Here is an 11,282-nt window from a genome sequence, read left to right on the forward strand (position 1 = left end):
GATTGCGGGCGTGGGCTTCGTTTCAACCTTGTCGGCACTGGGTGTCAGCTGGGATAAGTTGCAATGGCTGGTGGCGGCACTGTCAGTGGGGCTGGGTTTCGGCATGCAGGAAATCTTCGCTAACTTCATCTCCGGCATCATGATTCTGTTCGAGCGCCCGGTACGAATCGGCGACACCATCACCATCGGCAACCTGTCGGGCACGGTGAGCAAGATCCGGATTCGCGCCACGACCATCACCGATTTCGACCGCAAAGACATTATCGTCCCGAACAAAACGTTCATTACCGGACAACTGATCAACTGGTCGCTGACCGACACCGTGACCCGGGTGACGCTAAAGCTGGGGGTCGATTACGGCTCGGACCTGGACCTGGTCCGCACGCTTCTGCTCAAGGCAGCCAACGATAACCCGCGTGTATTGAAAGACCCGGCGCCCCATGTGTATTTCCTGAATTTTGGCGAAAGCACCCTCGACCACGAACTGCGCATGCACGTACGCGATCTCGGTGACCGCAATCCGGCTGTCGACGAAATCAACCGCTTCATCAACCGTGAGTTCAAGGCTAACAACATCAACATTTCGTTCCGGCAGATGGAGGTTTACTTGAAAAACCTGCACGGCGAGGAATACAAGTTGGTGCCCGTAGAAGGGACTGCCCAGCAAGGCAAAGCGCTGCCGTCAGTCCCGCCAGTTGTCAGCGACATGCCGGAACCACCGGATGTGAAGCTCGACTGATAGGTTAAATCCCAGCAGAATGGTCGGACATTCTGCTGGAGGTGGCCCTTGAAAGCCCTCGACGAACTGACCTTCGATAACCGCTTCGCCCGCCTGGGGGACGCGTTTTCTACCACAGTGCTGCCCGAACCCATCGCCGACCCGCGGTTGGTTGTCGCGAGTACGGCGGCTATGGCGCTGCTCGATCTGGATCCAGCACAAGCCGAACTCCCGGTGTTTGCCGAAATATTCAGCGGCCATAAACTCTGGGCCGATGCCGACCCTCGAGCCATGGTGTATTCGGGCCATCAATTCGGCTCGTACAACCCACGCCTGGGTGATGGCCGCGGCTTGCTGCTGGGCGAGGTATACAACGAGGCAGGCGAACATTGGGACCTGCACCTCAAGGGTGCCGGGCAAACGCCGTATTCAAGAATGGGCGATGGCCGCGCGGTGTTGCGCTCGTCAATTCGCGAGTTTCTAGCGTCTGAAGCCTTACACGCGCTGGGTATTCCCAGCAGCCGGGCACTATCAGTCATCGGTTCGAGCACACCTGTGTGGCGCGAAAAACAGGAACGCGCGGCCATGGTCTTGCGTTTGGCGCCGAGCCATATCCGTTTCGGCAGCTTCGAATACTTCTTCTATACCAAACAGCCAGAACAACTTAAGACGCTGGGCGAACATGTGCTAACCATGCACTACCCGGACTGCCTGGAGCACCCCGAACCTTACCTGGCCATGTTCCAGCAAATTGTCGAGCGCAACGCCGAGTTGATCGCGAAATGGCAAGCCTATGGCTTCTGCCACGGAGTGATGAACACCGACAACATGTCAATTCTGGGCATCACATTCGACTTCGGTCCGTTCGCTTTCCTTGATGATTTCGACCAGAACTTCATCTGTAACCACTCGGACCATGAAGGGCGCTACTCCTTCAGCAACCAAGTGCCCATCGGCCAATGGAACCTCAGCGCTCTGGCCCAGGCCTTGACGCCTTTCATAAGCGTCGAAGCCCTGCGCGAGGCCCTTGGCCTGTTCCTGCCGCTGTATCAAGCGCATTACCTGGACTTGATGCGCCGCCGTTTGGGCCTCACCAGCGCCGAAGACAGCGATGCCACGCTAATCGAACGCCTGCTTAAATTGATGCAAAACAGTGGCGTTGATTACACGCTGTTCTTCCGTCGGCTTGGCGACGAATCCGCCGTATCGGCATGTGGACGCTTACGCGATGATTTCGTTGACATCAAAGGGTTCGACACCTGGGCCAGCGACTATCAGGCGCGTATTGGCCGAGAAGACAACGGCACCGAACAACAACGCCAAACGCGCATGCACGCCGTCAACCCGCTCTATATCCTGCGCAATTACCTGGCGCAAAAAGCCATCGACGCTGCAGAAGACGGTAATTACGAAGAAGTTCGTCGATTGCACAGGGTGCTGACCAAACCCTTCGAGGCGCAACCGGGCATGGAAAGTTATGCGGAACGACCACCGGAGTGGGGCAAGCATTTGGAGATTAGTTGTTCGTCGTGAGGATTGTTTTGGCCGATGTGATCTTCATGTTGGAAAGGTCACTGATCGGCGACATGAGGCGTTGGGACCGCTTCGCGCTCCATCGCGAACACGTTTGCTCCTACAGACCGGTATACGCGGGCTCGAATTCCCCCTGCCAACCACCAAATAGTGAAAATCCATTCGCCACCGGAGCCCACCATGGCTGACCCTCTCATGATCCCCTGCCCCCACTGCAACGGCCTCAACCGCATTCCTGCCGAGCGGGTTGGTGACCAACCCAAATGCGGGCGCTGCAAAGAGCCGGTGTTGCTCGGCACGCCGTTTGCCTTGAACCAAGCCAATTACGCCAGCCAGATCAAAGGTGATTTGCCGTTGCTGGTCGATGTCTGGGCCGAGTGGTGTGGACCATGCAAGTCGTTTGCGCCCACTTTCGAGCAGGCCGCTATTCAACTGTCGGGCCGTGTTCGGCTGGCGAAGCTGGACAGCGAAAGTAATCAGCTGCTGTCCGGGCAGTTGAACATTCGTTCAATCCCCACCCTGATCCTGTTCAAAAATGGACGGGAAGTCGCACGCCAAAGCGGAGCGTTCCCTCTGCCGCAGCTGCTGGCCTGGTTGAAAAGTGAGGGCATTTAGGGCGATCGTCGCGCACTTTTGCTGATGCTGACTTTCCCGTAGGGCTTTTCCCAAACAGCTTTTCCGATGCCCTGTGGCTATCTTTTTGACCTAACCTGATGACTCAAATCGAGCAACGGGTCAGGAGTAGTCATGAGGTATGTCATCAGGGAAGGTGATCTCACAACCACGGACGGGTTCGTCATCAGTGCCTCGGCGAAGGCCACCGTGCAGCTACGCAAGTTAGCGAGGATGGGCGACTTGGTGTGGTGTCCACGGTGCGAGTGCGTCGGCTATATCGCCGAAGGCAATCCGACCTACATTGACCACTACGTAGCGGTCGCGACCCAAGGACACGAGGTGAAATGCGACTGCCCGCCTGGCAGCCATCGGCTGTTGGCGAGTGCGGACAGTATTCAGGCAGACATGGAGGCAACCATTTACATTCCCAACGACCTCGCTGAGGCGTCATGCAAAGCTGCCGCGCAGTTATCCTGCGCAATTCGGGACGGCACCTTGCGCGAGAGTCTGTTTTCACCGCTACGACCCGCTGCAATGAATACCCCCAGGCAAATAACCCCTATTCAGTGACTCACGCCAGACTCCAGCAAACTGTGCAGCTCCATGAACTGCTGCGTCAGCTTGTGCCGAGGGTCAAGGTAGATCAACGGTATGCTGGCCTGATGCGATTCCCGCATTCGTATCGAACTGTTGAGGTAAACCGGCAACACCGGCAGCCCTTCCGCAATCAACTCGTCGAGAATTTTTTGCGGCAGGCTGGCGCGAGACTGGAACTGATTGACAATAATGCCTTCAACTTCCAGACCCTCATTGTGGTCCTCCTTCAGTTCCTCGATCTCTTTAAGCAACCCGTATAGCGCCTGACGAGAAAAACTGTCGCAGTCGAAGGGGATTAACACTCGATCAGCGGCGATCAACGCAGAAACCGCATAGAAATTCAGGGCGGGCGGCGTATCCAGATAGATGCGGTCGTAGTCCTCGCTCAGCTCGTCGAGCAGTTTTCGCAACTTGTTTATTTTGTGTTTGGATTCAAGCTTAGGCTGTAAATCGGCCAACTCAGCAGTGGCGGTGACCACGTGCAAGTTGTCGAACGGTGTTTCGTAGATGTCCACTTGGTTTTTTTTGGTGAACGGTCCGGAGGACAGGGTTTGCTTGAAGAAATCGGCGATCCCCATAGGGATATCATCGCCCGTCAGACCGGTGAGGTATTGGGTTGAATTGGCTTGGGCATCAAGATCAATCAACAGTGTCCGATAGCCTTCATAGGCGCTGACAGCCGCGAGATTACAGGCGATGCTGGATTTGCCCACGCCACCTTTTTGATTAAACACCACACGCCGCATACTAAGCCTCATTGGTTCTGAAATTATCCAGAGTCGCCCGAGTCTATGCAAAGCCAGTCTCAAGGGCGAGCGCTTCATTTAAGGACATCGGTGGTGAGGCTGGAGTTACACCGTGTGCAGAGTTTTTTGTGCACTACTGCGTCAGACTTCAAGCTGCCTAGCCGTAGGAAGCAACAGATGTAAACACTCTATTTGTAACAGAATTTGCTACTCATCATCCTCATCGGGATAATGCGCGACACTCGGCAATAACGCCGCGCCAGGGTGGCGCCGTTCGAGCAGCTGTACAGAAGTAGCCCGCAGGGGCGGGATGAGTATCGTGATTACCTTTAACATCGCACAGTGGCGTGCCTGGGCTCCCGGCCTGGAAACGACCGACGACTGGCAACAGTGGAACATTGGCCAGGCCGCTGTCGAAAGCGTTGGCACAGCGCCCGACGTCTCGTTCTTGCCGGCCATGCAGCGCCGACGCTTGAGCCGATTGGCGCGGATGGCGTTCAGTGTCGGCTGGCCACTGGCCGAAGGTCGCGAAAAACTGCCGCTGGTCTTCGTCTCGCGCCACGGCGAAACGCCCCGTACTTTCGATATCCTCAGCGAACTCGCCGCAGACCAGCCGTTGTCACCGACGCAGTTCAGCTTGTCAGTGCACAACGCAATCATTGGCCTTTGGTCGATCATGCGCGGCGAGACCAGCGAGATGACCGCGTTGGCGGCAGCAGGCGACGGTCTTGAGCATGGCGTTATTGAAGCCGGCGCGCTGCTGGCGGAAGGCGCGCCCGCCGTGTTGCTTATCGTCACCGAAGAACAACCGCCTGAGGCCTACGCCCAGTGGGTCGACGACGTGCCGTTCCCCTATGCCGTTGGCCTGCTGTTAACGCCGGGCACAGAGTGGCAACTGTCATTGAGCACCGGCGATGGACGTCTGCCCCCGGCTGGCATACCCCACGCGCTGAGGCTGTTGCATACCTTATTAAGCGGGCAAACCTGCTGCCAACATTCATGGAAGAATCGGCTGTGGATCTGGCAACGACAACCCTGACCAAAAGCCGCGACGCCTATTATTGGCGCCTGCTGGCAACCGCCTTGAGCTTTGCCCTTTTTGGGGTGGGCGGACTGTGCCTGCGGCTTCTGATTCCGGTCCTGAGCTGGCTGCCAGGCGAAGCCATCAGTCGCAGGCAACGCGCCCGGCGAACGGTGGGTCGGCTGTTCTGGGTGCTCATCCGCTTTATGACCCGTACCGGCGTGCTGACCTACGACGTTCAGGGCGCCGAGAAGCTGGGCCGGCCCGGGCAAATGATCATTGCCAACCATCCGTCGCTAATCGACGTGGTGTTTTTGATTGGTTTAGTGCGCAACGCCAATTGCGTGGTCAAACGAAGCCTGTGGCAAAACCCCTTCACCCGCGGGCCGGTGCGTGCGACCGAATACATCAGTAATGACGGCAGCGTGGACATGCTCGACACCGCTGCGGCCGCTCTAAAGGACGGGCAAACGCTGATTATCTTTCCTGAGGGCACGCGCACTCGCCCTGGACAGGCACCGTCCTTTCATCGCGGCGGCGCCGCAATTGCCCTGCGCGGTGCGAAACTCATCACCCCGGTCGTCATTCAGGTCAACCCCAGCACACTGACCAAGGCCGAGCCCTGGTACAAGATCCCGCAGCGACGCGTCCACTTCAGTTTGAGAGTTGGTGCCGATATAGATCCATACGCTTTTGTTGTGCTTGGCCCACCGCCGGTGGCCTCGCGCAAGCTCAACGATTACCTGCATCAATACTTTAACAAGGAGCTCGCCAAAGATGAGCGATCTGCACCTGGAAATTAAGCAACTGATCATCGACGCCTTGGGCCTCGAAGACGTTACTACTCACGATATTGGCAACGACCAGACACTGTTCGGCGAGGGGTTGGGCCTGGATTCGGTCGACGCGCTGGAGCTTGGCCTGGCTATCCAGAAACGCTACGGGATCAAAATCGACGCCGACGCCAAAGACACCCGCAATCATTTCACCAGCGTCGACAGCCTTGCGGCGTTCGTCAGCGCTAAACGGGCGGCCTGAGGCATGAACACACATGAACATGGGATGCAAACCCGAGAAGACATTTTCGAGACCTTGCGTACAGCACTGGTCGAGCTGTTTGAACTTGAGCCGGAGCGTGTCAGCCTGGGATCCAATCTGTATCAGGACCTGGAAATCGACAGCATTGACGCTGTGGACCTGATCGATCACATCAAACGCAAGACCGGCAAAAAAATCACCGCCGAAGACTTCAAAACCGTGCGCACCGTCAATGACGTCGTCGAAGCCGTTTATCGCTTGGTCCACCCCGCCGCATGAGCCGATTGATTGGCCTGATGCTGTTGCTGGCGGGCGTGCTGTACCCGTTTGCCGTATATTTCGGCTTGGGCCACATCGCGCCCTGGCAGTTCGCGCTGCTGCTCGGAAGCTTGTGGCTGACCCGCGCACTGACTGGCAAGCGGCGCCCCGGAAGCCTGTGGATGGCGCTGAGCGCCATCGGTTTCTGCCTGCTACTGGGTTGGCTCGACAGTCCCGGATTGCTGCGCTGGTATCCCGTCTTAAGTAGCGGCTTCATGTTGACGCTGTTCGGTTTGAGCCTGATTTACGGCCCGCCGATCATTGAGCGACTGGCACGCCTGAGCGACCCGCATTTGTCCGATGTTGCCGTTCGCTATACCCGTAAAGTGACCGAGGTCTGGTGCCTTTTCTTTTTGGGCAACGGGCTGATTGCCGCCGCCTTGACGCTTTGGGCGCCGCTCAGTTGGTGGACGTTGTACAACGGTCTGATTTCATATGGCCTGATGGGCCTGTTGTTTGCTGGCGAATGGACCGTGCGCCAGCGTGTACGAGGCCGCGCATGAAGTGGATACCTTTTGAGCGCCTGTTGCTCGACGCGCCGCCGGACCGGGAATTGACTTACGCCCCGGCCATGGATCACGCGAGCTTTTGTCAGCAAGCGCTGAGCATCGCTGCTGGATTACAAGCCCGGGGTATCACGCGCCTGGCGGTGCATCTGGAAGATGCTGGTGAACTGGCCGTCGCTTTATTCGGCGCCTGGCGCGCCGGGGTCAGCGTGCTAATGCCTGCTGATCTACAAGCGCCCACCCGCGCACGCTGGGCCGGGGAGGCTGATGCATGGCTCAGTGATCAAGCCGAAGACCTACGCCTTGAACAACTTCTGGCTGAACCGTTGCCACCCGCCCTGCTGGATCTGGACACCTGCTGCCTTAGCCTCTGCACATCAGGCTCCAGTGGCGAACCGAAGCTGATTGAAAAGCGCTTGCGGCAACTGGCCAGTGAAGTCGACGCGCTGGAGCGACTCTGGGGTGCAGAGTTGGGCAGCGCCTGCATTGTTGGCAGCGTCGCCACTCAACATATCTACGGTTTGTTGTTTCGAGTGCTGTGGCCGCTGTGCGCCGGGCGCAGGTTCGCCCGGCAACAGTTAGCGTTTGCGGAGGACCTGCAGCGCGCCAGTCGCGAGCACTCGGCCTTTGCCTGGGTCGCCAGCCCCGCCTTGCTCAAGCGCATGGGCGACAATCTCGACTGGCCTGGGTTAAGCGCGGTACGCCGGGTATTTTCCTCAGGCGGTGCGCTGCCCGTCGAAGCCGCGCAACAGCTGTATGAGCGCCTGGGCCAATGGCCAACGGAAATTTTTGGCAGCTCGGAAACCGGCGGTATCGCCTGGCGCCAAGGCGACAGCCTTTGGCAAGCTTTCGACGGCGTACATGTGAGTCAGGACCGCGACGGTGCGCTGCTCGTTGAATCGCCTTATTTGCCGACAGGCCATATTGAACATACCGCTGACGCCGCACGCTTTGCCGCAGACGGCCGCTTCGAGTTATTGGGCCGGTTGGACCGCATCGTCAAACTGGAAGAAAAACGTGTCTCCCTGCCTTTGCTGGAACACGCGCTGGAAACCCACGGTTGGGTCAGCGAAGCCCGGCTCGGCGTGGTTCAGGAAAACCGTGCCTCATTGGGGGCTTTGGTGGTCCTCAGTCCAAGCGGCCTGCACGCCCTACGCAACCAGGGCCGACGGCGGCTGACTGAACAACTGCGCGAGCACCTGCGCCCACACTGCGAAGCCATTGCCCTTCCCCGTCGCTGGCGGCTGTTGCGGCAACTTCCCTTGAATGCGCAAGGCAAACTGCCTCAGGCTGACGTGGACGCCTTGCTGCATGCCCCTCGCCCGCTGGAACCCGAACTGCTTCGCAAGCAGCAGGTGGACGGCGAATGGCACCTGGCGTTGGCCATTCCACCGGATCTGGCGTATTTCAGTGGGCACTTCCCACAGAGCCCGGTATTGCCCGGCGTGGTACAGGTGGATTGGGCAATGAACCTGGGCCAGCGCCTGCTGGATCTCCCGACCCGTTTTGCTGGCATGGAGGTGTTGAAGTTTCAGAAACTGATACGCCCCGGCGATGAGGTCTGGCTGACCCTGCGCTTCGACGCTGAGCGCAGCAAACTGTATTTCACCTACCGCAACGCCGACGGCGCCTGCTCCAGCGGCCGAATTTTGCTGGAGATGGCGCATGCTTGATTTCTCCATCGCCCCTGATCTCTGTAGGAGCCAACTTGTTGGCGAGAGGATTGTAGCGGTGTGCCAGACAGGACGCTTCGCCAACAAGTTGGCTACAGGTACGCGGGATGGAAAATCCCATGCATAACCCCTGCGCGGTGATTCCTGTGTATGACCACGAACGGGCCATCGCGGAGGTGGTGCGCACGCTGCTGAATGCCGGTTTACCCTGCCTTCTGGTGGACGACGCCAGCAGCCCGAGCTGCGCCGCCGTGCTGCAAACCCTGGCCGAACAACCCAACGTGCACCTGCTGCGCCTAGCAAAGAATCAAGGCAAGGGCGGCGCAGTGATGACCGGCTTTCGCGAAGCGGCGCGTATGGGTTTCAGCCATGCGTTGCAGGTAGATGCCGATGGCCAGCACGACCTGGAAGATGTATCGCTGTTTCTGGATGCATCCCGCGCTTACCCCCAGGCGCTGATTTGCGGCTATCCGCAGTACGACGCCAGCGTGCCCAAGGGCCGCTTGTATGCGCGCTACCTGACTCACGTCTGGGTCTGGATTAACAGCCTGTCATTGCAGATTCGTGATTCGATGTGCGGCTTTCGCCTCTATCCGCTGCCACCGACACTCTCGCTGATCAATTCCGTGCAGGTAGGTAAACGCATGGACTTCGACTCGGACATTATCGTGCGCTTGTCATGGCGTAATCAGCCCATGCGCTGGCTGCCGGTTCGGGTGCATTACCCCACGGACGGCGTCTCGCATTTCCGTCTATTCCACGACAACGCGCTGATTTCAACAATGCACGCAAAGCTGTTCTTCGGCATGCTGGGGCGTCTGCCGTTGATCTTGTGGCGACGGTGGCTGCCATGAGGGCCAATAAAGACCATTGGGCCGCCCACCAGGAGCGCGGCAGCTTCATACTGATGAAACTGACCGCCTGGGGCGTACGCCACCTCGGCCGACGGGTACTGAGTCCGATTTTGCATGGCATTGTTTTGTACTTTTATCTGTTCGGCCGCGCGGCACAAAAAAGTGCCTGGCAGTACCAACACTATTTGGCCGACTGGAGTCACCAGCCAGCGCTACGCCCCACCCGCTGGCGGGTCTTCCAGCAATTTATGGCGTTCGCTGACTCAATGCTGGACAAGCTCGACATGTGGAACGGCAAGCTCACCATCGAGCAAATCGAAATCGTCGACCGCGCCTCGTTACGCCCACAACTGCGCGGCGAGCGCGGGCAAATGTTGGTGGGCGCCCACCTGGGCAATCTTGAAGTCTGTCGCGCACTGGCCGAACTGGGCGAAAAAGTCACGATGAATGTGCTGGTACATACCAAGCACGCGGAACGCTTCAATCGCCTGTTGGGTGAGGCCGGTGCGACCAACCTGCGCTTGATTCAGGTCAGTGAACTCGACCCGGCAATCATGCTGCAACTCAGCCAGCGTCTGGAACGTGGCGAATGGCTGGCCATTGCCGGCGATCGCATTGCGCTGCACGGCGGACGCAATGTCCAGGTGAATTTCCTTGGCCAGCCAGCGGCATTCCCCCAAGGACCCTGGCTGCTGGCCGGGTTGTTGAAATGCCCGATCAACCTGATTTTTTGCCTGAAAGGCCCCAACGGTTATCGCGTCACCCTCGAACCGTTTGCCGATGCCATTCAATGGCGCCGCAGTGATCGCCAGCAAGTGATCGCTGAACACACCCAGCGCTACGCCGACCGCCTCGCTCATTACTGCCTTGAGGCGCCGCAGCAGTGGTTCAATTTCTATCCCTTTTGGAAGACCCATGACGACCCAAGCCCTTGAATCGGTCACTTTCGGCGAACGGCCGTTACGCATCGAAGACGTCCTGGCATTGGCCAATCGCCAAGTACCCACCAACTTGCAGGGCGATGCGGTGTTTCGCCAGCGGATCGCCAAGGGCGCGCAATTTCTTGATTCCCTTTTGAACAAGGAAGGCGTGATTTATGGCGTGACCACCGGATACGGCGATTCGTGCGTGGTGGCGGTGCCGCTGCATCACGTGGAAGCCTTACCACGGCATTTATATACGTTTCATGGCTGCGGCCTGGGTAAAATGCTCGACGCCCAAGCGACCCGCGCCGTACTGGCAGCGCGCTTGCAGTCGCTGTGCCAAGGCGTTTCCGGCGTTCGCGTTGAACTGCTGGAGCGCCTGCAAGGCTTTCTTGATCACGATATTTTGCCGCTGATCCCCGAAGAAGGCTCCGTAGGCGCCAGCGGCGATTTGACCCCGCTGTCCTACGTTGCAGCCACCTTGTCCGGTGAGCGCGAAGTCATGTTCCATGGCGAGCGCCGTGAAGCCAGCGATGTACATCACCAGTTGGGCTGGGACCCGTTGGTGCTGCGGCCAAAAGAAGCCCTGGCGTTGATGAACGGCACGGCGGTGATGACCGGCATTGCTTGCCTGGCCTTCTCCCGCGCCGATTACCTGCTGCAACTGGCCACTCGGATTACCGCCATGAACTTGGTCGCGCTGGAAGGAAATCCCGAGCACTTCGACGAGCTTCTGTTTG

General features: G+C 58.5%; 14 protein-coding genes. 13 read left to right on the forward strand and 1 reads right to left on the reverse strand.

Going from position 1 to position 11,282, the window contains the following annotated elements; genetic code table 11:
• From JWR17_RS03885 to JWR17_RS03900, 4 genes are all read left to right on the forward strand, one after another.
• On the forward strand, positions 1–739 hold a 739-nt coding region (locus JWR17_RS03885; RefSeq protein WP_299828496.1), incomplete at its 5' end, for a mechanosensitive ion channel domain-containing protein.
• 48 nt (positions 740–787) lie between these two features.
• Positions 788–2,251, forward strand: a complete 1,464-nt coding sequence (gene selO / locus JWR17_RS03890) for a protein adenylyltransferase SelO (protein WP_299828498.1) — start codon at positions 788–790, stop codon at positions 2,249–2,251.
• A gap of 180 nt (positions 2,252–2,431) precedes the next feature.
• On the forward strand, positions 2,432–2,866 hold the full coding sequence (gene trxC, locus JWR17_RS03895; protein WP_299828500.1) for a thioredoxin TrxC: 435 nt from the start codon (positions 2,432–2,434) through the stop codon (positions 2,864–2,866).
• A 132-nt stretch (positions 2,867–2,998) separates the two neighbouring features.
• On the forward strand, positions 2,999–3,436 hold the full coding sequence (locus JWR17_RS03900) for a PAAR domain-containing protein (RefSeq protein WP_299828502.1): 438 nt from the start codon (positions 2,999–3,001) through the stop codon (positions 3,434–3,436).
• Here JWR17_RS03900 and JWR17_RS03905 read toward each other — a convergent pair.
• Positions 3,430–4,209, reverse strand: coding sequence for a ParA family protein (locus tag JWR17_RS03905; RefSeq protein WP_299828504.1), 780 nt, complete (start codon positions 4,207–4,209; stop codon positions 3,430–3,432). The two genes, JWR17_RS03900 and JWR17_RS03905, sit on opposite strands and share 7 nt — an antisense overlap.
• A gap of 310 nt (positions 4,210–4,519) precedes the next feature.
• Between JWR17_RS03905 and JWR17_RS03910 the strand changes: the two genes are divergently transcribed.
• From JWR17_RS03910 to JWR17_RS03950, 9 genes are all read left to right on the forward strand, one after another.
• Complete coding sequence (locus JWR17_RS03910) at positions 4,520–5,248, forward strand: beta-ketoacyl synthase chain length factor (RefSeq protein ID WP_299828506.1); 729 nt, start codon at positions 4,520–4,522, stop codon at positions 5,246–5,248.
• The gene (locus JWR17_RS03915) at positions 5,224–6,033 is read left to right on the forward strand and encodes a 1-acyl-sn-glycerol-3-phosphate acyltransferase (protein ID WP_299828518.1); all 810 of its coding nucleotides are present in this window, start codon (positions 5,224–5,226) and stop codon (positions 6,031–6,033) included. Before JWR17_RS03910 ends, JWR17_RS03915 begins: the two co-directional genes overlap by 25 nt.
• The gene (locus JWR17_RS03920) at positions 6,008–6,268 is read left to right on the forward strand and encodes a phosphopantetheine-binding protein (protein ID WP_299828508.1); all 261 of its coding nucleotides are present in this window, start codon (positions 6,008–6,010) and stop codon (positions 6,266–6,268) included. Before JWR17_RS03915 ends, JWR17_RS03920 begins: the two co-directional genes overlap by 26 nt.
• A gap of 24 nt (positions 6,269–6,292) precedes the next feature.
• Positions 6,293–6,547: an acyl carrier protein gene (locus JWR17_RS03925; RefSeq protein ID WP_299828520.1), complete on the forward strand. Its 255-nt coding sequence runs from the start codon at positions 6,293–6,295 to the stop codon at positions 6,545–6,547.
• Positions 6,544–7,089 carry a hypothetical protein gene (locus JWR17_RS03930; protein WP_299828510.1) on the forward strand — a complete coding sequence of 182 codons (546 nt, stop codon included), beginning with the start codon at positions 6,544–6,546 and terminating at the stop codon, positions 7,087–7,089. Before JWR17_RS03925 ends, JWR17_RS03930 begins: the two co-directional genes overlap by 4 nt.
• On the forward strand, positions 7,086–8,765 hold the full coding sequence (locus tag JWR17_RS03935; protein ID WP_299828512.1) for an acyl-CoA synthetase family protein: 1,680 nt from the start codon (positions 7,086–7,088) through the stop codon (positions 8,763–8,765). Before JWR17_RS03930 ends, JWR17_RS03935 begins: the two co-directional genes overlap by 4 nt.
• A 119-nt stretch (positions 8,766–8,884) precedes the next feature.
• Entirely contained in the window at positions 8,885–9,619 is a 735-nt protein-coding gene (locus JWR17_RS03940) for a glycosyltransferase family 2 protein (protein WP_299828514.1), read from the forward strand.
• Positions 9,607–10,554, forward strand: coding sequence for a glycosyl transferase (locus tag JWR17_RS03945; protein WP_299828515.1), 948 nt, complete (start codon positions 9,607–9,609; stop codon positions 10,552–10,554). The genes JWR17_RS03940 and JWR17_RS03945 overlap by 13 nt, the downstream gene beginning before the upstream one ends.
• On the forward strand, positions 10,535–11,282 hold a 748-nt coding region (locus JWR17_RS03950), incomplete at its 3' end, for an aromatic amino acid ammonia-lyase (protein ID WP_299828517.1). The genes JWR17_RS03945 and JWR17_RS03950, both read left to right, overlap by 20 nt.

The organism is Pseudomonas sp. (assembly GCF_028293835.1).
Taxonomy (GTDB): Bacteria; Pseudomonadota; Gammaproteobacteria; order Pseudomonadales; family Pseudomonadaceae; genus Aquipseudomonas.